At 63.6% G+C, this 21278-nt stretch carries 13 protein-coding genes; 3 read left to right on the plus strand and 10 right to left on the minus strand.

All coding sequences use genetic code 11. The annotated features are described in order from the left end of the window. Positions 1-611: 611 nt before the first annotated feature. Entirely contained in the window at positions 612-2771 is a 2160-nt protein-coding gene (locus LVD10_RS04265; protein WP_305080571.1) for a PKD domain-containing protein, read from the plus strand. Positions 2772-3422: 651 nt separating this feature from the next. Here the strand turns inward: LVD10_RS04265 and LVD10_RS04270 are convergent. The 5 genes from LVD10_RS04270 to LVD10_RS04290 all read right to left on the minus strand — a co-directional run bounded on the left by LVD10_RS04270 (position 3423) and on the right by LVD10_RS04290 (position 11761). Continuing rightward, on the minus strand, positions 3423-4472 hold the full coding sequence (locus LVD10_RS04270; protein ID WP_237062022.1) for a glycoside hydrolase family 16 protein: 1050 nt from the start codon (positions 4470-4472) through the stop codon (positions 3423-3425). Further along, positions 4469-6412 (minus strand): glycoside hydrolase family 3 protein, encoded by a 1944-nt coding sequence (locus LVD10_RS04275; RefSeq protein WP_237062023.1) that lies wholly within the window; start codon positions 6410-6412, stop codon positions 4469-4471. The genes LVD10_RS04270 and LVD10_RS04275 overlap by 4 nt, the downstream gene beginning before the upstream one ends. 150 nt (positions 6413-6562) lie before the next feature. Further along, entirely contained in the window at positions 6563-9154 is a 2592-nt protein-coding gene (locus LVD10_RS04280) for a glycoside hydrolase family 3 protein (RefSeq protein ID WP_232940000.1), read from the minus strand. A gap of 60 nt (positions 9155-9214) precedes the next feature. Then, positions 9215-10204: a glucokinase gene (gene glk / locus LVD10_RS04285; RefSeq protein ID WP_232940001.1), complete on the minus strand. Its 990-nt coding sequence runs from the start codon at positions 10202-10204 to the stop codon at positions 9215-9217. A gap of 228 nt (positions 10205-10432) precedes the next feature. Beyond that, positions 10433-11761: a sugar MFS transporter gene (locus LVD10_RS04290; protein WP_232940002.1), complete on the minus strand. Its 1329-nt coding sequence runs from the start codon at positions 11759-11761 to the stop codon at positions 10433-10435. A 511-nt stretch (positions 11762-12272) separates the two neighbouring features. On the opposite strand from LVD10_RS04290, the gene LVD10_RS04295 reads away from it, so the two are divergent. Together LVD10_RS04295 and LVD10_RS04300 are read left to right on the plus strand one after the other, a co-directional pair. Further along, the gene (locus LVD10_RS04295) at positions 12273-13454 is read left to right on the plus strand and encodes a sensor histidine kinase (protein ID WP_232940003.1); all 1182 of its coding nucleotides are present in this window, start codon (positions 12273-12275) and stop codon (positions 13452-13454) included. Further along, positions 13451-14302 carry a LytR/AlgR family response regulator transcription factor gene (locus LVD10_RS04300; RefSeq protein WP_232940004.1) on the plus strand — a complete coding sequence of 284 codons (852 nt, stop codon included), beginning with the start codon at positions 13451-13453 and terminating at the stop codon, positions 14300-14302. The genes LVD10_RS04295 and LVD10_RS04300 overlap by 4 nt, the downstream gene beginning before the upstream one ends. A 435-nt stretch (positions 14303-14737) precedes the next feature. Here the strand turns inward: LVD10_RS04300 and LVD10_RS04305 are convergent, their stop codons facing one another. The 5 genes from LVD10_RS04305 to LVD10_RS04325 all read right to left on the minus strand — a co-directional run bounded on the left by LVD10_RS04305 (position 14738) and on the right by LVD10_RS04325 (position 21250). Further along, the gene (locus LVD10_RS04305) at positions 14738-16009 is read right to left on the minus strand and encodes a sugar MFS transporter (RefSeq protein ID WP_237062025.1); all 1272 of its coding nucleotides are present in this window, start codon (positions 16007-16009) and stop codon (positions 14738-14740) included. A 316-nt stretch (positions 16010-16325) separates the two neighbouring features. Continuing rightward, positions 16326-17816 (minus strand): tryptophan halogenase family protein, encoded by a 1491-nt coding sequence (locus tag LVD10_RS04310; RefSeq protein ID WP_334078430.1) that lies wholly within the window; start codon positions 17814-17816, stop codon positions 16326-16328. A gap of 60 nt (positions 17817-17876) precedes the next feature. After that, a complete protein-coding gene (locus tag LVD10_RS04315) occupies positions 17877-18914 on the minus strand; it encodes a cupin-like domain-containing protein (RefSeq protein ID WP_237062026.1) in 1038 nt (345 codons plus the stop codon). Next, positions 18911-19642, minus strand: coding sequence for a SapC family protein (locus LVD10_RS04320; RefSeq protein WP_237062027.1), 732 nt, complete (start codon positions 19640-19642; stop codon positions 18911-18913). Before LVD10_RS04320 ends, LVD10_RS04315 begins: the two co-directional genes overlap by 4 nt. Positions 19643-19678: 36 nt before the next feature. Further along, positions 19679-21250, minus strand: a complete 1572-nt coding sequence (locus LVD10_RS04325; RefSeq protein ID WP_237062028.1) for a tryptophan halogenase family protein — start codon at positions 21248-21250, stop codon at positions 19679-19681. Between the last annotated feature and the right edge of the window lie 28 nt (positions 21251-21278).

Below are 21278 nucleotides of genomic sequence, written 5' to 3' on the forward strand. Positions count from 1 at the left end.
CACCAGAGATTGATCCAATTATCGCGGCCAGCGGCCGCTCCCACGGTGTGCGCGCGGTATTGTAGGGGCGGATCTTGTATCCGCCCTTTGTGCTTGCGGTTAGCAGGGCGCACACAAGGTGCGCCCCTACGAACAGCCACCAGAGATTAATCCAAGTATCGCAGCCATGGACCGCTCCTTTCGTGTAGGAGCGCTTTTGTAGGGGCGGATCTTGTATCCGCCTGTTGTGCAATTGAGCCTGATCGCGGCCATGGGCCGCTCCTACAGGGGGCTGTTGCCCTGGCGATAAATTTCCAGGGAATATTTCTTTAGTGGAACTTTGTTCCTGCGGGATATTTTCCCGTTTTCTGCCCCGCCTTCCCGCCTGAAGTGCGCTTTATTTCCCGCCGGGCTGGTAATGGGTAAATTTTGTTCGCCAATGCCCCCTGCACCCTTATGGTTCATAACAGTGATGCTGCACCCAAATCGGGCCACATCGCCGTGCATTTGACCCGCCCCGACGCTTCGACCCGAGTCTCCACCACTTTTCTTTTTTACCGCTGATAACTTGCTTGGTCGCATGGCAGCGGTCGTGGGCTGTGCAGATAATAATGACTTCGAGGAAATCGAGAATGTACAGCGACAAGAGAGCGAAGAGCGCCATCTTCGGCGCGGCGATGCTGAGTTCATCCATCGCCATCGGGCAGCAATGCCAAAACCCCGCCCCCGTTTGGGAAGATAATTTCGACGGTACCGCAGTTGATACCACCAAGTGGGAAGTCATGCTCGGCGATGGCTGCAGTTACGGTATCTGCGGCTGGGGCAACAACGAGCTGCAGTCCTACCAGGCCGACAATGCCACCGTAGAGAACGGCATCCTGACCATCACCGCGCGCAAGGAGCGCGTGAAAGCCAAGAACTACACCTCTGCGCGCCTGCGCACCGCCAATATGCCCAACGGCGGCGAGTGGACCAACGGCCGCTTCGAGGCGCGCATGAAGCTGCCCAACAGCTCCGGCATGTGGCCGGCGTTCTGGATGTTGCCCACCGACCCGGCCGAAGGCTGGCCGATCAGCGGTGAGATCGACATTATGGAGGCTACCGGCCAGGCGGACATGTTCGTGTTCGGCACCCTGCACTACGGCGAGCCCTACCCCAACAATTCCCACACCGGCAACAAGGTGCTGAGCCAGCCGGAACCCTGGTCAGCCGACTTCCACACCTACGCGCTGGAATGGGAACCCAACGAAATGCGCTGGTACGTGGACGACCAGCTGTACGCCACGCTCACTCCCGATGACCTCACCGATGCGTCTTACTGGACCTTCGAGAACTACCAGTATCACTTCCTGCTGAACATGGCCGTGGGTGGAAGCCTGGGCGGCCCGGTAGACGATTCGCAGCTGCCGCAGACCATGCAGGTGGATTACGTGCGGGTGTACGACTACGGCCAGCCGAGCGTGGTGGGCGACCGCATTGTGGACAACGGCGAGAGCACTACTTATTCCGTGGCCGGGGCCATCGGCAACGGCGCCAGCTACAGCTGGTCTGTACCTGCCGACGCCACCCTGGTTGCCGGTGCCGGCAGCGACACCGTAACCGTACAGTGGGGCAGCAACGGCGGCGACCTGGCCGTGAGCGTTACCGACGACTGCGGCAGCCGCAGCCTGTCCCTGCCGGTGCACGTATCACCACAGATGGCGCAGGAGACGGTACTCGATGACTTCGAGGCGAACCGCGAGCTGGGCTACACCTACTTCGATGGTACCTTCCTCGCAGACGCGGCCAACCCGGCCCCGGACGCCACCAACGGTTCCTCCACCGTGGCCAGCTATACCCGCTCCGCGGCGGCCCTGTACGACGTGATCGCGGCCGATACTGCTGCGGTTGCAGATGCGGCGCCCCTGCTGGCGGGCACCAAGGCGTTCTATATGGACGTGTTCACCACCGCCGCCCCGGGTACCGAGATCCTGGTGCAGCTGGAGGACAGCAGCCAGGCCACGCCCGACAACTACCCCACCGGACGCCACTCCAAGTACGCGGCCTACGTGGGCGAGGAAGCGGGCTGGCAGCGCCTGAAGTTCCAACTGGCCGACCGCATCGACGGCGCCACGCCGGACAGCGCGGTGAACAGCCTGGTGGTCCTGTTCGACCCGAACAGCCTGAACGGCGACACCTACTATTTCGATAACTTCGATATCTACGGTGCCGCCACCGGTGGCAACCAGGCGCCCACGGCCAGCGCCAGCCACAGCTGTGATGGCCTGAGCTGCAGCTTCGATGGCACTGCCAGCGCCGACAGCGACGGCTCGATCGCGTCGTACCAGTGGGACTTCGGTGACGGCGCAACCGCGTCGACTGCCACCGCATCCCATAGCTACGGCGCGGCGGGCACCTACACCGTGACCCTCACCGTGACCGACGACCAGGGTGCGAGCGACCAGACCAGCTTCGACGTGAGCGCCAGTGACGGCGCGGCGGCCACCACCATGTATGTCTCCAGCGTGGTGAACGGCACCGCATCTGCCGGCAAGGGCCAGAAGTACGCCACCGCCACCGTGACGGTGCTGGACGACCTGGGCCGCGGCGTTAGCGGCGTGAGTGTGACCGGCAACTTCAGCGGCGACATCACCGAGGGCGGTGCAACGGCGACTACCGATGCCAACGGCATGGCCACCGTCACCAGCTCCGCCACGGCCGGTGGCAATGTGTCCGCCAGCTTCTGTGTCACCGACCTGAGCGGCGGCGGCCTGAGTCACGACACCGGCGCCAGCGCGGGCCTCTGCCAGTAAGTAAACAAAAAGAATGCAACCGGGTGGGCCCCCAGCCGCCCGGATTGCACGACGAGGTATCCTCTCCATTGATCATTGGGCCCCGTTTCCGGCTTTGCCGGAGCGGGGCCTTTTTTATTTCTGGTGCAGGCTCTGGCCCGGTTTAGTTTCGCGGCCATGGGCCGCTCCTACAAAGGGGGGAGTGCGGAACGTGCGGGTCCTGTTTTTTGTAGGAGCGGCCCATGGCCGCGAACCAGGCCTGAATTCCGGTAATACAGTTTTCCCGGGCGAAATCCCCTCTCCTGTAGGCCCGGTGCCGGCTGTGGGCAGGGCGCACACGAGGTGCGCCCCTACAACGAGGCGTCGATAAATATTGAGAGGTACGCCGCTGCGTTCCGGGGCGCAATGCCCCGGGCATATTGCGGCGGAAAAAATTCCGTAGGGGCGAACCTTGTGTTCGCCCGGCTTGGGGATTGCCTCCAGGCTCGGGGGTTGGCCGGGGACAGGGCGCACACAAGGTGCGCCCCTACGTGGGATGCCCCGATCGAGCAGGATCGCGGCCATGGGCCGCTCCTACGGCGTGCGCGAGGCTTGTAGGGGCGGATCTTGTATCCGCCCGTTTGTGCGTGCGGTGAGCTGGGCGCACACAAGGTGCGCCCCTACGGGTGCGGGTCAGGCTTCCGGTGTCTGTTTACCGGAATTGCTGACGCCGGGATTGAGGACAAAGTCGTCGCCGCGGGAGGCGCAGCCCTTGCCGGTCTCCCGGTCGCGGGTGCATTGATAGACGCGCACGTAGTCCACTTCCATCTGTTGCGGGAAGGCGCTTTCGTCGATGCCGGTGTCGTTTTCCTTGCCGGCCCAGTTGCCGCCAACCGCCAGGTTCAGCAGCAGGTGAAACCTGCGGTCGAACGGTGCGTGGGGGCTGTCGGGTTCGGCGGTGGAGTACCAGCCGTCGCTGGTCTGGGTGGCGTAATGCACGCCGTCCACGTACCAGCGGATCTCGCCCTGCTCCCACTCCAGCGCGTACTCGTGGAAGCCGTCGGCGGGGTTGGCGCCACCCGGCAGGCGATAGACCTCGCCGCTGTGCACGTTGTCCGGCGCGGGGCCGCCATAGTGCAGGGTACCGTGCACCCGGTCCTCGCCGCCCACATGCAGGTTGACCGCCTCCATGATGTCGATCTCGCCGGAGCTGGCCCACTTGCCGTAGTCCCAGTCGGTGGGCAGCATCCACACGGCGGGCCAGGTGCCCTGGCCCTGTGGCAGCTTCGCGCGGATCTCGAAGCGGCCGTATTTCCAGTCGCCCTTGCCGGCGCTGCGCAGGCGGCCCGAGGTGTAGGTGCCGTTGCCGCTGGTGTCGCCGGCATCATAATCCGGGTGATCGTCCATCACCGCCGGGCCCACCGCATCCTCGCGGATGGCCTTCAGGTGCAGGTGCCCGTCTGCCACCCACACGTTGTCCGGGTCGTCCACGTAACATTGCGACTCGTCGTTGCCGCCGCCCCAGCAATTGCGCTCGTAGCTCCACTTGTCGGTATCGAGTTGTTCACCGTCGAACTCATCGCCCCATACCAGGCAGTAGCCGGATTCCAGCGGCGCGGTGAGGCAGTTGCGGGCCCCGGCGGTCGCAGTGGCCGGGTCGCCACTGTCACTGCAGGCGGTGATGGCAACGGTGACGGCAGTGAGCGCGGTAAGGGCCAGGGGGCCCTGCCATTGTGTATTCACTGCTGCTCCCCCGCTGCCCGCTTCTGCTCCTCCCCATTATCTGCTGCATAGGTCAGGCCGTGGCCGAACGGGAACAGGGGATCGTAATTCTCGTCGCCCTTGTTGATCGGGATCTGCTTGAGGTTTTTCGGCCAGGTGACCGGCAGCTTGCCGGTGGGGGCGTAATCGCCGAACAGCACGTCCGCCACGCCGGCGCCCTCGGAACCGGGCAGCCAGGCGGCCACCAATGCATCCCATGCGGGCAGCTGGTCGGCGACCAGCAGCGGGCGGCCGGAAACCAGTACCACGACCGCGGGGATATCCGCGGCCTGTACTTTCTCCAGTACCGCCAGCTGCTCGTCGCCCAGGGTCAGCGGCTTGCACAGCTCGCACGGTGCCTCGCGGTAGTCGCCCATGCCCTCGGCGTAGGGCTGCTCGCCCACCACCACGATGGCCAGGTCGTGGCCCGCGGCACCTTCACCCTCTGCGCTGTAGGTGACCGGGCCACCGGCGACATCCTTGATGCCCTCGAGGATGGTGGTGCCCTCGGTGATATTACCGGCCTTGCCCTGCCACTCGATGGTCCAGCCACCGGACTGCAGGCCGATATCGTCGGCGTGGGCACCGGCGACGAATACCTTCTGGCCCCTGGCCAGTGGCAGCAGGTCGCCGTCGTTTTTCAGTACGACTAACGATTCGCGCACCGCCTGGCGGGCCAGGGCGCGGTGGTCCGGGTGGCCGAGCAGTTCACCGGCCTGCGGGCCATTGGCCAGCGGCGGCAGCGGGTTGTCGAACAGGCCCGCCTGCAGCTTGGTTTTCAGGATGCGGCTGACGGCATCGTCGATGCGCTCCATCGACACCTCGCCGGCCTCCACCGCGGCGGTGAGGTCGGTAATGAACTGCTGCCATTTCTCCGGCTCCATCACCATATCCACACCGGCGTTCACCGCACGCACCACGCGCTCGCGGTTGGTGTCTGCGGGGATCTCCTTCAGTGCCTCCCAGTCGGAAATGGTGAAGCCGTCGAAGCCCAGTTCTTCCTTGAGTACGCCGGTCACCAGCTCCTTGTGCTCGTGCATTTTCTTGCCGTTGACGCTGCTGTAGGAAATCATCACGGTGCCCACGCCGGCGTCGATCGCCGGCAGGTAGGGGGCGATATGCTGCTCGCGCAGCTCCTCGTCGGACACCCGGGTATCGCCGCGGTCCATGGCGTAGTCGGCATCACCGGTGCCATAGCTGGTGCCGCCGTCACCGACCCAGTGCTTGGCGGTGGCGACAATCTTGTTATTGGCCAGGGTATCGCCGTTCATGGGGCCGCCCTGCAGGCCGAACACCAGCGGCTCGGCGAACTCTGTCACCAGCTGCGGGTCCTCACTGAAGCACTCGTAACCGCGGCCCCAGCGCTCGTCGCGGGTGACGCACAGGGTGGGCGCAAAGGTCCAGCTGACACCGGTGGCGGCCACTTCCCGCGCGGTGGCTTCGCCAATCTTCTGTGCCAGTTCCGGGTTGCGCGTGGCACCCAGGCCGATGTTGTGCGGGAAAATCGTGGCGCCCACCACGTTGCTGTGGCCGTGCACGGCGTCGGTGCCGTAAATGATGGGGATACCCAGGCGCGTGGAGGTGGCGGCGTCCTGGTAGTCGCTGATCATCTGCACCCACTCCTCGCGGGTGTTGTCGCCGGGGAAGGAGCCACCGCCGTTGAGGATCGAGCCCAGGTGATAGTTTTTCACATCTTCCGGGGTGGCGTGGCGGCGCTCGGCCTGCGTCATCTGGCCGACCTTTTCCGCCAGTGTCATGCGGCCAACCAGCGCGGCCACGCGGCTGTCGATATCGCCCGCTTCCGCTTTACCGGATTCTGTTTCGGCGGGTTTCACTGCATCCGGCTCCGCGGTGCAGCCCCCCAGGGCCAGCAGCAGTGCCATTGCACAGGCGCCGAATCGGCCAGGATTATTGGCAAACATTTTCTCTCCTCCACTGGTCGGCCAGTCCGGGCTGCAACACTGCCGCTGCCCGGCTGGCGATTATTTTTCGTAGTGTAAATCACAATGCCCGGGCGAGTGCCCGGGCATTGCGTTGTGCCAGTCGGTGCTGGCGGTAAAGGGCAACGGTTATCAGCCCTGGCAGCGGATCACCGCGTCGCCGGCCTTGTTGGGCACGTACTTGATATTGGCCACGGCCAGCTCCAGCGCGCCCTCGCTGCGCAGTGCCACGGCGTTGGATACGCGGCTGAAATCGGCGCCCTTGTCGACGAAGCACTGCAGGTCGATGGACAGCTTCTGCCACTCGCCCGGCTGCAGTGCCTGCAGGGCATTCTGCAGCGGCAGTTCCGCGGTGCAGTCGTCACCACAGGCAATCACGGCGTTCACCGGTTGCTCGGGCTTGCTGTCCACGCGGATGTCCAGGGTCAGGGCGGCACCCTCTTTCAGGTAGCGGCTCAGGTCCTGGGGCTGTTCCGCGGCCAGCTGCACGCTGCCCGGGCGCAGGCCTTTCCACTGGATACGGCGCGCGTCTTCCTGGGATTCCATATCGATGGAGGCCACGGTGATGTTCTCATCGTCACCGCTGGCGGCGCGGTTGCCGGCGACGGTCACCGGTGCCTGGCCGGCCTCGGTGATCTGCAGCTGCCACGGGGAGCGCGGGCGGGACACCAGCATCCACGCATCTTCCAGGGCACCGTCGGCATAGGTCTGGCCGTCCTCGGTAAGCTCATTGCTCACCAGCGACTCCTGGCCGGCGCGGAGGCCGTAGCCCAGCTTGAACAGCGGTGCGTATTCCTTGTGGTAGGGATTCAGTACGGTCTGGTGTACCTGCTCCGGCCAGCTGAACGGCAGGGTGCCGGTAAAGTCGTAGCGCACATTGCCCTCAGCATCGGTGAACAGTACATCCGCTACACCGGCGCCCTCGGAACCCGGCAGCCAGGCGGCGACGAAGGCGTCGGACGCGTTCATTTCCTTGTTCACCCACAGCACGCGGCCGGACAGGAATACGCTCACTACCGGGATGCCCTGGGACTTGAGTTTTTTCAGCAGCGCCAGGTCGGCCTTGGTGGCCACCTGGTATTCCAGGCTGGACAGGTCGCCGTGCCATTCCGCGTAGGGGTTCTCGCCGAACACCACGATGGCCACATCCGGCTTTTCGCCGTTGGCAAAACTGTCGGCGGCAAACTCGCCCTGCTCGCTCAGGACCGCTTCACCACCGGCGCCTTTCACGGCTTGCTCGATCCCCTCGAAGATGGAGGTGGCACCGGGGAAATCCTCGCGGGTGGTACCGGTGCCCTGCCAGGTGATGGTCCAGCCACCGGACTGCTTGGCAAGGTTGTCGGCGCCATCGCCGGCGACCAGGATATTCTGGGTCGGCTTCAGCGGCAGCAGCTGGTCGTTGTTCTTCAGCAGCACCAGCGACTTGCGCACCGCCTCGCGCGCCAGCGCGCGGTGCTCGTCATTGCCGACGATATCTTCCTTGCCGGCCAGCGGGCGGTTGTGCTCGAACAGGCCTGCGCGGACCTTGACCCGCAGGATGCGGCGCACCGCGTCGTCAAGGCGCTCTGCGGGAATCTCGCCACTCTGCGCCTGGGCCAGGGTGTTCTTGTACAGCTCTTTCCAGTCGGACGGCACCATGAACATGTCCAGGCCGGCGTTGATGGCCGCGGCACAGCTGTCGACGGTGCAGCCGGGCACGAACTTGTGGCCATTCCAGTCGCCCACCACAAAGCCGTCGAAGCCCAGGCGCTCCTTGAGCACGTCGGTCAGCAGGTATTTATGGCCGTGCAGGCGCTCGCCATTCCAGCTGTTGAAGGAGGCCATCACTGCCTGCACACCGGCGGGCAGGGCACCGAAGTAACCGGCGGCATGCACCTCGGCCAGTTCCTTTTCCGGCACCTGGTTGTCACCGCGATCGATACCGCGCTGGGTGCCGCCGTCACCGATCCAGTGCTTGGCGGTGGCTACGAGTTTCTCGCCGCCGAGAAACTCCTCGGAGTTCTTCTCGCCCTGGGTCCCCTTGACCATGGCCTCGGCGTAGGCTTTCACCACAGCCGGGTCCTCGGAGTAACTTTCGTAAGTACGGCCCCAGCGGTCGTCGCGTACGACAGCCACGGTGGGGGAGAAGGTCCAGTCGATGCCGGTCACCGCCACCTCGCGTGCGGTGGCCTCGCCGATGCGGCGGATCAGGTCCGGGTCACGGGCGGCGCCCAGGCCGATATTGTGCGGGAACAGGGTGGCCCCCATGACATTGTTGTGGCCGTGCACGGCGTCGCTGCCCCAGATGATGGGGATGGCGGTGCCGCCGTCGGAGGTGTCCATGGAGGCCTCATAGAAAGCCTCGGAGAGAGCGTGCCATTCCTGCGGGGTAGCCAGCTTGTTGTTGTGCGGGTAGCTGCCGCCACCGTTCAGGATCGAGCCCAGGTGGTACTTCTTCACGTCTTCCGGGGTGACGTACTTGATCTCCGGCTGGATCAACTGGCCGACTTTTTCCTCCAGCGACATCTGCGCCATCAACTCATCGATGCGTTTCTCGACAGCCGGGTCTTTCGGCAGCGCCGGTTCCAGTTTCGGCCACACGCTGATATCGCCGCCGCTTGCCTCGACTTGCGCCGCGCTGCTCGTCTCGGGTTTTGCTTCGCTGGTCGCCGCGCGCTCGCCGCAACCGGCGAGGATTGCGCTGCACAGCAACAGGCCGGTGCCCATCTGCCGGGAAAAAGACATGGGTTCTCTCCTCATTTCTTCGGGAACTCTGTTATTCGTACTTTTTGTTCGCACTTGCTTTTATTCATTGCTGCCCGGGAACGCCGCCGCCCCGTGCAGGGCCGGGAACGGGTGGTGCACCAGGTACACCGGCAACTCGGCCAGGTAGCCGGACATGGGGCCCTTGGCCCGCAGCCGCCGCTCAAAATCACTGCGCACCAGCAGCGGGTGCATCTTCGGCAGTATGCCGCCACCCAGGTACAGGCCGCCGCGGGCACCGAGCACCAGTGCCACGTCGCCACAGAAGCCGCCCAGCAGGCCGCAGAATGTGTTTACCGCATCGCGGGCCAGCGCACATTCGCCCACCAGCGCCGCAGCGCCGATGTCAGCGGCGCTGCGGGCCGGCACAGCGGCATCCCGCACGGCGACCATTGCCCGGTAGATATTTTCCAGCCCCGGGCCACTCAGCAGGTGCTCCGCGGAGACATGGTCGAACTCGCGGTGCAGGTAGCGGATGATGGCGAATTCCTCGTCAGTGGCCGGGGCGATACTGGCGTGGCCGCCCTCGCCGGGGCGGGCCTGCCAGCCCGCTGCCGTACGCTGCAGGCCGCAGACACCCAGGCCGGTACCCGGGCCCACCACGGCGCGCACGGGCTCACTTTCCGGCAACGGGCCGGTGAGGTTGTCGATTCTTTCCAGGTGGGTGCCATCCAGGCCGGGACAGGCCAGGGCCAGGGCGGCGAAGTCATTCAGCAGGGAGACGCGGCGATAGCCCAGGGCCTCCGCCAGCGCGGCGCCGGTAAAACTCCATGGCAGGTTGGTGACCGCCACCCGGTCCCCGTCCACCGGCCCGGCCACGGCGATACAGGCCTCACCGATTTCCGCCGCCGCGGCGGCGGGAATCGCCTCCAGGTAGGCGCGGATGGCATGCTCAAGAGAGGCATGGCTGGCACAGGGCAGGGTGAGGATCTCCTCCACCGCGGCGTCGCCCGGGGAGGTAATGCCAAAGCGGGCGTTGGTGCCGCCGATATCGGCAACGAGCATCCGCTGCCGGCCTGTTATTGAAGTCACACCGGCGTCGTTTCCCGGCTTTCCTACCTGTATCGCTGCTGCCTGCATATCCGAACCCGCTTACCCCTTTAACCTGCTGGTTATCGTTATTCTTGGCCGCCACGTGTAACGCACGACCGGCAGCATGACAAAATGCAATTACCTGCCTTCGCTGCCAAGGGGCCGCGGCGGGATAGTCGGCGGGGTGGTCTGAATTCCGGACAAGAGGGAAGCTGCCCGGCGCGCAACTCAGGTGCGGTTGCGCAGCAGCGGGGAGAATGTGCCGTAGTAGACGATGTAGCAGTAGCACAGCAACGGCACCAGGAACGACAGCTGGATACCGATCTGGTCCGCCAGGATGCCCTGCAGCAGGGGCACGAAGGCACCGCCGACGATAGCCATGCACAGGATGCCGGAGCCCTGGCTGGTGTGCCGGCCCAGGCCCTGCAGGGCCAGGCTGAAGATGGTGGGGAACATAATCGAGTTGAACAGGCCCACGGCAATGATGGCCCACACCGCCTGCATGCCCGAGGTGGCCATGGCCAGCACGATCATCACCGCGGCTCCCAGCGCACAGGTGGCCAGCATCACGCCGGCGGAGATATAGCGCAGTAGCAGGGCACCGGCGAAGCGGCCGATCATGGCGCCGCCCCAGTAATAGGACACATAGCGCGCGGCCTCACCGGTGCTCATGCCGGCCACGCCGGGCTCGCCGAAGAAGTTGACCAGGAAGCTGCCGATTGCCACCTCGGCGCCCACATAGACGAAGATCCCGATGGCACCCAGGGACAGGCGGGGATGGCGCAGCAACTCCAGCTTGCTGTCGGCGCCGGGGCGCACCTGCGACGGCAGCTGGTGGCCGGGAATGCTGGGCAGGCGGATCCAGGAGAAGAACGCCACCATCAGCAGCAGCACCACCGCCAGCCAGAAATAGGGAGCCTCCACCAGCGCCGCTTCCTGCGCCCGGAAGGCCTGCAGCCCCTCGGCGGTGGAACGGTCGATACCCACCGAGACGCCGGCAAAAATCACCAGCCCGCCGAAGAATGGCGCCAGGGTGGTACCCAGGGAGTTGAACGCCTGGGTCAGGTTGAGCCGGCTGGGGGCGGTAGCGGCACTACCCAGGGCAATCACGTAGGGATTGGCGGATACCTGCAGGATGGTAATGCCCGCGGCCAGGACGAACAGGCCCAGCAGGAATACCTCGTAGACCTGCATGCGTGCGGCGGGGATAAAGATCAGGCAGCCGGCACAGGCAATCAACAACCCCATCACCAGCCCCAGCTGGTAGCCGACGCGCTTCAGCAGCTTGCCGGCGGGAATGGAGACGATGAAGTAGGCGGCGAAGAAGCTGAACTGGACGAAGATCGCCTTGGTATAGCTCAGCTCGAATACGTTCCGCAGGTGCGGCACCAGGATATCGTTGAGGCTGGTGATAAAGCCCCAGATAAAGAACAGGGAGGTGAGCACCACCAGGCCGGTGCGCGTCGGCACAGTGGCCGATGCGGCCGACTCGATCGGCGTTGCCATGCCCGCATGGGATCCGCCTATCTCGCCCGTGCCGGTGACTAACTCTTTCATCGGGAATCCGGTCTATTGCACCTGCCTAGCTCGCTGGAAACAGCCTGGTTAAAACGCGTGGCGGCTGCTCGCGCAAGCCGCCCGCGGGCGCGAACCTGTGCGGCTCGCAGCAAGAGTCCTGTGAGACTGTCTTTGCGTCGCTGGGTCGTTTTTATCACGGCGTTGCCGCTTTTCTTTTGCCCCGCACATGGCGGGGGCCCTGCAGAGGGCGGGACGACCCTACCCTACTACACCGGCGCACTCTAGCACAGCTGCAGTTTGCACCCCCCCCTGCGCAGCGGGCGCTCGCGGTGACCCGGACTGAAACTGCGCCGGACAGGATAGGCAGGTGTTTCCGTGACCGTATCCACCGGCCCGGTGGCCGCAACCGACAAGGCGGGCCAAAAACCCGACAGGGCGGATCGGGAGTCAGGTACGGCGCTGGCCGGCCCGGGGCCCGCGGGTTAATATCTGTGCAGCGGCAAAACACCGCTAAAGATGAGAGAGAGATAACATTTATTACCGGGCCACTATGGCAGAGACTCCCCCGCAGCAATCGGACCTGTCGGTCAGGCTGCATTCCCAGCGCTGGTTCTGGAAACTGCAGCTCATCAGCTGGCTGGGGATTCTGGTGGTTACCTTCCTTTCCCTGACTTTCTGGCACAGTTCAGTCGAGTGGCCGCGGTTCGAGCCCGGCAACACCCTGTTCCAGTGCTCGGTGGCCTTCCTGCTGTCGCTGCTGTTGCGACCGATCTTCGATATCGCCTGGGACACTCCCATCGCGCTGCGCACCTTCCTCTACCTGGTGGCGGTGGCGGTGATTGCCGGCATCTGGACCCTGGTGCGCATGGAGATGTATATCCGGCTCACCGGTGAGCACTCCCTGTGGTCCGAGTTCGGCGGCTGGTATTACGCCTCCCTGTTCGTGTTCCTGTTCTGGAGCGCCCTCTACTGCGGGGTGAAATACTACCTGCTGCTGGAGCACGAGCACGAGAAGATGCTGGAGGTGGCCGCGGTACACGAGCGGGAACAGATTCGCCGGCTGCACGCCGAGGCGGTGGCCAAGGAGGCGCAGCTGAAGATGCTGCGCTACCAGCTCAACCCGCACTTCCTGTTCAACACCCTGAATTCCATCAACGCGCTGATACGCTTCGAGCAGGCCAGCGAGGCCCGCGACATGGTGGTGCGCCTGAGCCAGTTCCTGCGCCACTCCCTGACCGAGGACCCGGTACAGAAGGTGACCCTGGAGCAGGAAATCAACGCGGTGCTGCTGTACCTGGAGATCGAGAAAACCCGCTTTGCCGACCGCCTGCAGGTGGAACTGGAGATCCCCGCGGAGCTGAATACTGCCCGCGTGCCCAGCATGCTGCTGCAGCCGCTGGCGGAGAACGCGGTGAAGTATGCCATTGCCCTGAGCGAGTCCGGCGGCCTGATCAAGATCGGTGCGCGCCAGCTGGACGACAGCCGGCTCGAGCTGCGCGTCTGCGACTCGGGCAGCCGTGACGACAATTCCGGGGCGGGCGCACCGGAGCAGGCCTCCACCGGCGTGGGCCTGGCCAATGTGCGCGACCGCCTCAGCACCCTGTATTCCAATAACTACAGCCTCAGCCAGGAGCGCAAGGAGAACGGGGGCATGATGGTCCGCATCAGCCTGCCGCTCGAACTCGCCGCCACCGGAGCCGGGGCAACAACACGACGGGAGGTAGTCGCATGAGCCACCTGAGAGCGGTGATCGTCGATGATGAACCACTGGCCCTGCGCCTGCTGCAGGCCATGCTGGAAGAGCTGCCGGATATCGAGGTGGTGGCCAGCTGCCGCAACGGCCGCGAGGCACTGAATGCGGTGGCCCGGCACACACCGGACATCCTGTTCCTGGATGTGCAGATGCCGGGCATGAACGGCTTTGATGTGGTGCGGCGCCTGCAGGGCGACACCATCCCGCTGGTGGTTTTCACCACCGCCTACGACCAGTACGCCGTCAACGCCTTCGAGGTGCATGCGGTGGACTATGTGCTCAAGCCCCTGGAAACCGAGCGCCTGCAGACCGCACTGTCGCGGGCGCGGGAACGCCTGCACGCGGGTGCGGGCCAGTCCGGCGCCGGCGGCAATGGCGAGAAGAACCGCCTGCTGGCTTCCATGGAGGATATCGAGCAGCGCGAACAGCCGGATACCGGCGCGCCAGCCGAGGCGCCGGCGCGGGAGGGCAAGGCCAAGCTGGCAATCAAGGACCGCGGCCGTATCACCATGATCTGCCAGGCGGATATCGAGTGGATCGACGCCGCCGGCGACTATATGTGCGTGCACGCCAGTGGTGAGACCCACGTGATGCGCAGCACCATGAAGGAACTGCAGGAACAGCTGTCGTCCGAGACCTTCAAGCGGGTGCACCGCTCGACCCTGGTGAACCTGAACTTTATCGAGCACATCAAGGTGCTGAGCAAGGGCGAGTACCTGCTGACCCTGGCCAGTGGCTCGGAGGTCAAGGTAAGCCGCAACTACCGCCAGCCGATCAAGGAATACCTGGACGCCAGCCGCGGCCAGGCCGCCGCGACACCCCGCTGACGTTTCCTCCGGGATGCGTGTGGCATCCCGGTTCCTCTCCTCCCTGTTATCGGCACGATCCATCCCGGTCGCGGCCAGCGGCCGCTCCTACGTCAGGGGGCGACAGGCAATCCCTATCGCGGCCATGGGCCGCTCCTACAGGAGAGTAGCCGCACTCCGGTGCACGATCCCCGTGTAGGGGCGCACCTTGTGTGCGCCCTGCTCTCCGCACGCACAAAGGGCGGATACAAGATCCGCCCCTACAAACCTCGCGCACTCCGTAGGAGCGGCCGCTGGCCGCGATCCAACTCAATCGGGGCATCCAACGTAGGGGCGCACCTTGTGTGCCCCTACCGGACCGGTTTTGAAGACCGCAGGTTTCCGGCAGGCATAAAAAAGCCCGGCAAGCTTGCGCTGCCGGGCGAACCCTTTCCTAGGGAGATGATGAAAAGCCTCTCAGCTTTCCATGGCGATACGGTGTCCACGGATACCGTAAAAGAGGATGTAGAGATAACAAACGATGGGCAGGACGAAGGCCAGCTGGATGCCGATCTGGTCGGCCAGCACGCCCTGCAGCAGCGGCACCACGGCGCCGCCGACGATGGCCAGGCAGAGGATGCCGGAGCCCTGGCTGGTCGCCGGGCCCAGCTTGGCCAGTGCCAGGCTGAAGATGGTCGGGAACATGATGGAGTTGCACAGGCCCACCGCGAGGATGGCGACCATCGCCACCTTGCCGGTGCCGCCTATGGCCAGCGCCAGCAGCACACAGGCGCCGGTGGCACAGATGCCCAGCACCTTGCCAGCGGGGACATGGCGCATGACAACCGCACCGATAAAGCGACCCACCATGGCGCCGCCCCAGTAGTAAGCCACGTAGTAAGCTGCCTTTTCCTCGGTGAGGCCGGCGATATGCGACTCGGAGAGGAAATTCACCAGGAAGCTGCCGATAGCGACCTCGGCACCCACGTAAACGAAGATGGCCAGGGCACCCAGTACCAGATGCGGGTGACGCCAGGCGGAATCACTGTTGCCAGACGACTCCAGGGTCGGTGCATGCCCATCGATGCGCGGTAGCTTCAGGAATGCAAAGGTGATGGCCAGCAACGCCAGTGCGCCCGCCAGGATCAGGTAGGGCAGCTCCACTGCCGCAGCCCGCTCCTCGGTGGACAGTTCGCCCGAACCGATACCGGCAACCGACAGGATCAGGAAGGCACCGAAGAAGGGCGCCACGGTGGTGCCCAGCGAGTTGAAGGCCTGGGTCATGGTCAGGCGACTGGCTGCGCTCTTCTCGTCTCCCAGTGCGGTGACATAGGGATTCGCGGAAACCTGCAGGATGGTGATACCGGAAGCCAGCACAAACAGCGCAATCAGGAACAGGGTATAGACCTGCAGGCGCTCCGCGGGCACGAACAGCAGGCAGCCAACCACCGCCACCGACAGCCCCACCACGATACCGCGCTGGTAGCCGATAGCGCCCACCAGCTTGCCCGCCGGCAGGGAGATCAGGAAGTAGGCCCCGAAGAAGCAGAACTGCACCAGCATCGCCTGGGTGTAATTCAGGTCGAAGACACCCTTCAGGTGCGGAATCAGGATGTCATTGAGACAGGTAATGAACCCCCACATGAAAAACAATGAGGTGAGTGCCACCAGCGCGAATTGCTGGCTGGACTGCGAGGACGAAGGCGCGCTGACCGCTCCCGTCTCCAGGTTTGTTCCCAGTGTTGCCATCTTTATTTTTCCCAGTACATCAATTTTTTGTTCGGGCTTATCTACCCCGCTGCCGCGCTCTCATCATTCGCGGCACCGGTTGTGCGAGGCTTGATTGGAGCTATTTCTATCACGCGAAACGGCGCGGGCGGGGGGCTTTTCGATAAGAAGGATCAAATGGGGGGTAGCAGGGACCAGGATAGACGCATGAATTCAGGCCCCGCAGCATCCGGCCAATTACCCCTGCCACGGGACAGTAGCGTAATCCCTGCTGGGACAAATTGAGATGACCCGGGTGCCACTGCGGTGGGGCACCCGGGTTGCAGCAACAGCCCGGTCAGGCCGGCATTGCCTTGCAATAGTGGTCGATAAACTGCCGGTGGTCGGGCAGGTTGTCCACCTGTCGGCGAACGCCCTTGCGGATATTGTCGAGAAAGCTCTTCAGTTCCTCATCGCCCATCAAATCCACTATCGGGTGGTAGCGCTCCGGCATCAAGCCCTGTCCAAGCATTACCTGCAGCCAAGAGCTCTCGCCAAAGAGTTCCGGCGGGAATTTAAACACTACCCCGCTCTCGCGAAACATCTCAAGCCGGTGCGCCAGCGAATCCGGGATTGGCATCGAGCGGCAATAGCGCCAGAACTTGCTGTCCGTGCGGTCGGTGACATTGTAGTGGAGGATGATGAAGTCGCGGATGTTCTCCATCTCCCGCACCGTCTGCGCATTGAACTCATCGATATCGGCCTGAACGATCCCCCGCGAGGGAAACAGCTGCATCATCCGCACGATATTGCGCTGGATGAGGTGAATACTGGTGGACTCCATCGGCTCGATAAAGCCACTGGATAAGCCCACGGCAACGCAGTTCTTGTTCCAGTGCTTGCGGCGGGTACCTGTCCGGAACGGGATGATCCGGGGTTCATTGAGCAGCTCGCCCTCGATATTGCCCAGTAGCAACTCCCGCGCCTGCTCATCGTCCAGGTAACGGCTGCAGTACACCAGGCCATTACCGACGCGATTCTGCAACGGAATCTGCCATTGCCAGCCGGATTCGTGCGCGATAGCCCGGGTAAAGGGCACCGCCGGCCTGGTGGACTCGGTCTGCACTGCCATAGCGCGGTCACAGGGGAGCCAGTGGGTCCAGTCCTCGTAGCCCGTATGCAAGGCACCCTCGATCAGAAGACCACGGAAGCCGGTACAGTCGACAAATAAATCACCCTCGATTACCTGGCCGCTGTCGAGCTGCAGGCCCTCGATAAAGCCAGTGTCGGCATTCAGGCGCACGTCTTCAATCTTTCCCTCGACCCGCTTCACGCCGTGGGACTCGGCAAATTTGCGCAGGAATTTTGCGTAGAGGGTGGCGTCCAGGTGGTAGGCATGGTTGCGGTCCTGGTCCGGCAGCACGGCGAAGCGGTGCTCACGCGCCGCCAGGTGTTCCTTGCAGTAGTCACCGATCGGGTACTCAATCCCCTGCTCAAGCCCCTTGAGCCAGAAGTGCTGGAAGCCGCAGGCCCAGCAGTCCTTACCCAGGAAGCCGAAGGAGTGCAGGTAATCCTCGCCCGGCACGCGCCAGTTCTCGAAATTAATACCCAGCTTGAAGGTGGCATTGGTGGCAGCCATGACCTCCGACTCTTTCAGCCCCAACAGCTGGTGAAAGACATGCAGAGTGGGAATGGTGGCTTCGCCCACCCCGACAGTGCCGATCGCATCCGACTCCACCAGGGTAATGTCCAGGTTTTTCCCGATCAGCTTGCCCAGCGCTGCCGCGGCCATCCAGCCTGCAGTACCGCCACCGGCGATCACCACCCGGCGAATTCTTTCTGTGTCCACGTTACACCTCAGCTTTTATTTTGTGGGCCCGCTGCCGACAGCGACGACACAGGCTCGCTTTCAATTTTTCATTCGTTCCAACAGGTCCGCCCGCAGCTTCTGTGCGGCCTGCTCATCCAGTGGCTCCTGGCGCAGGCCCCGGGCGCTTGCGGGGATATGGCTCGGGCGTCCCGGACCAGCTTCGAACACGTAATAATCGAACAGTGCTTTCCATGCCTGGCGCAGCTCTGGTGAGAGACCCCGCACGCTCAACATGGCATGCAGCAGCGCACTGCTCGGCGCCCCCGCGTAGTCCGGTGATTCGTTCCACCAGTGGCTGTAGAGCACATTGAGGGCATCCAGCCCCTCGACGTGGTGCCACCACATGCCCGGCAAAAAGAGCGCATCGCCGGGATTCAGCTCCGCCACCTGCGCCGCTTCCAGCGCTTCGCGGAACCCGGGGAAGCGCTCGAAATCCGGTTGCCGGAAATCAACCAGGCTGATCTCCTGACCGCCCGGTGCGAACCCAAGAGGACCCGGGTACAGGTTCGCCACCTGCTCCGGCGGGAACAGGGTAAAGCGACGGCGGCCGGCAATATTGCAGGCCAGGTTGTGGGGAAAATCGTAATGGGCCGCGATGCGCGTGCGGTTGCCGAGCCACAGGAAGCCGATAGGCGAGAGGTCTTCCAGGCCAGCTGAATTCTGCTCGGCAAACCCCGGGAACCAGCGAGTCACATCGGTAGAGGCCATGTAAAGCGTTGGCGGTGACGGCTCATCGGCACAGTCGAGCATTTCCTGCAGCAGGCGACGCAGGTCTACGCGGCCGTTGCGGAAATTGAACCCATCGAGTGCCTCGTTATAAAACACCCGCCCATCCAGAGCGGGCTCGCCGTAAGCCGCGTTGACGGGCATACCGTTGTAAAATTTGTTCAGGTAGGCAGCCGCATCTCGCGGCGAGGCCGCACAGGCTTTCACTGCAGGCCAGTCGCTGCAGAAGTTGCGCAGCACAACCGGCTGCTCCGACTGGAACAGCTCTGGCGGTACGACGCCGGGGCGGCAATCGTCCCGCTCGGCGGCGAAAGCCAGGCCGAATTCGGCGAGGCACGGCTGCTGGTTCACGCCTCGGCCACCCGACGATTCTTGGCTTCCAGGAGCTGCCGTACATTCGACTGGGAAGCCATGGCCATATAGATCGGCTCGAGGTAGCCCGCCTTGTGCAGGCTGGTAAGTGCGTCAGTGCCCAGGTCGCGAAGCTTGTCCTCATTGATGGTGTAAAAGCCCACCAACTGGTTTTTATCGCCGCTGTCCAGCTGCACCTCCAGGGTGAAGGGCTCGAGCAGCTCGTGCTCGACCAGGGCATCGATAAAACCTTCTGCCGCATTCAGGCCCTGGTGGATTGCCTCCAGCATGTCACCGATGTTGTCGAGATACGGGGAATTGCCGCCGAACTCCATGAACAATCGCTCGCCGCGCTCGGTATTTACGCGCGGATTCTCCATGTCGATGTGAATCACGCGCTGCTGTTTTTCAACACCGTCCTCGGTCACCGTTTGCCGGCCAATCAGGAAAGGCTGGCGGCGGATTGACAGCGGCACGTAGGAAGCCTGCCACTTGCCATGTTCCAGAAACAGGTTTTCTCCCTCGCGGAATCCCAGCAGCGCCAGGGCAAAAAATCGCCCGGTCTCCGGGTGCTTCTGGAAGAAAATGGGGTAGTAAGCCTGCAGGGAGCGGAATTCCAGGGGGAAGGTCAGGGCATACCAGACGTTGTCCCCGTATTCCTCTGCCCGCTCGGTGATTACCCGCAGGTCTTTATGTTCAACGCTGTTCAGCGGTACTGCCTTTGCCATTTTTTTATTTCCTCTCGGTTCATACCTGCGCCGGGCTCAGCATTGCTGGCCAGCGGCGAGGTGGATGCGTTGCAGCAGTTCGCGATTGCTGGGCAGGGTCCGCTGCAAGCGCTCCCGGTTTTGTATATTGTCGTAAAACTGTTTGTGCGCGGCCTGCTCCATGGCCGGTCGCACGGTCCACGGGAGGGGCTCGGTCACAAACCCCATGCCATAAAGAACATACTGGTAGCTGGCGGCTGGAAACAGTTCGTCGGCTATCTCTGTTTCCTCCAGCCACGGTGATCGACGCCGCCACAGCGCCAGGGATTCCTGCAAGCGCGCGGGAATACCGGCAGGATCGCGGTGATCCATCCAGTAGGCGCTATCCTCGCGCTCAGACAGCACATAGTGGAGCTTGAGGAACTCGATAATACGTTGCCAATGGTGCGCGAACTTGCGGTTAAAGCGCACCGCAACCGCCTCCATCATCGTGCGGTCAGGCGGTAGCTGTTCCGCCAGCATCCTGGCCGACTGTTCCACCAGGACCAGAGCCGATGCTTCCAGCGGTTCGATAAAACCTGCAGCCATACCGATGGCAACACAGTTCTTGTGCCAGAACTGCTCGCGGTAACCGGGCTGGAAGCTGATCTTGCGCAACTCTGCACGCTCGGCGCCGCCGGAACCCAGCGCCGGCTCAAGATAGCGCCGCAGAACCTGCTCGGCATCTTTGTCGCTGGTATGCGCACCGGAAAATGTATAACCCACGCCACGGCGGCTGGGCAACCCGATATCCCAGATCCAGCCGGCCTCTCGGGCAGTGGAAAGGGTGCAGGACGCGATGGGGCTGTCGGCCTCGGGATAGGGCACCTGCACCGCCAGGGCAGAGTCGTTGAACAGTACATCCCGCTGCTCCCGCAGACCGATACTGTAGTGCCCACCCAGCAACAGGCTGCGCGCACCGCTGCAGTCCACGAACAGATCGCCTTCCAGCACCGCGCCCGACTTCAGCTGCAGGCCTGTGATGTAGCCGTGCCGGTCGTTGCGGATATCGGTCACCCGATCCCTAAGGTGCTCAACGCCCAGGCGGGTAGTGCAATGCTCCTGCAACAAATCAGCAAACTTCCCCGCATCCAGGTGGTAGCCGTAGTTGAGGTTGAAAGCATACTCCGGCGTGGTGACCTGCTTCGGAGCCAGGTTCAGGCGGCTGATATGCCCCTGGGGACAGACCGCATCGCCGAACGACATTTCTTCCCGATGCGGTTGCCAGAATGGAACAGGGTTCTGCTGGTGAAATCCTGCGGGGACAGTGAAAGGGTGGAAATACTCGTCGCCACCGGATGCATCGCCCCCGCGGCACCAGCCCAAAAAGCGGGTGCCCTGCTTGAAGCTGGCATTGCAACGGAGCAGGAACTGGGTCTCTGAAATGCCGATGCGCTTGAGTGTAGAGCGCATCGAGGGCCAGGTTCCCTCACCCACACCGATGGTGGGTACATCCGGAGACTCCACGAGAGTAACCTGCAGACCGCGATCAGCACCCGCGGCATACTCTGCCGCCAGCACACCGGCGGTCAGCCAGCCCGCGCTGCCTCCACCCAGGATCACCACTTTCTTGACTGTTGTTTCACTCATATGCGGTACCACATGCCGAAAAGCACGA

The sequence above is a fragment of the Microbulbifer zhoushanensis genome (genome assembly GCF_021729055.1).
Classification (GTDB): domain Bacteria; phylum Pseudomonadota; class Gammaproteobacteria; order Pseudomonadales; family Cellvibrionaceae; genus Microbulbifer; species Microbulbifer zhoushanensis.

What these genes read in the sequence shown, in the direction of transcription:
- LVD10_RS04290 (WP_232940002.1), bottom strand. Translation starts at nt 11,761, where the DNA reads ATGAAAGAGTTAGTCACCGGCACGGGCGAGATAGGCGGATCCCATGCG.
- LVD10_RS04275 (WP_237062023.1), bottom strand. Translation starts at nt 6,412, where the DNA reads ATGTTTGCCAATAATCCTGGCCGATTCGGCGCCTGTGCAATGGCACTG.
- LVD10_RS04320 (WP_237062027.1), bottom strand. Translation starts at nt 19,642, where the DNA reads ATGGCAAAGGCAGTACCGCTGAACAGCGTTGAACATAAAGACCTGCGG.
- LVD10_RS04265 (WP_305080571.1), top strand. Translation starts at nt 612, where the DNA reads ATGTACAGCGACAAGAGAGCGAAGAGCGCCATCTTCGGCGCGGCGATG.
- LVD10_RS04325 (WP_237062028.1), bottom strand. Translation starts at nt 21,250, where the DNA reads ATGAGTGAAACAACAGTCAAGAAAGTGGTGATCCTGGGTGGAGGCAGC.
- LVD10_RS04305 (WP_237062025.1), bottom strand. Translation starts at nt 16,009, where the DNA reads ATGGCAACACTGGGAACAAACCTGGAGACGGGAGCGGTCAGCGCGCCT.
- LVD10_RS04295 (WP_232940003.1), top strand. Translation starts at nt 12,273, where the DNA reads ATGGCAGAGACTCCCCCGCAGCAATCGGACCTGTCGGTCAGGCTGCAT.
- LVD10_RS04300 (WP_232940004.1), top strand. Translation starts at nt 13,451, where the DNA reads ATGAGCCACCTGAGAGCGGTGATCGTCGATGATGAACCACTGGCCCTG.
- LVD10_RS04280 (WP_232940000.1), bottom strand. Translation starts at nt 9,154, where the DNA reads ATGTCTTTTTCCCGGCAGATGGGCACCGGCCTGTTGCTGTGCAGCGCA.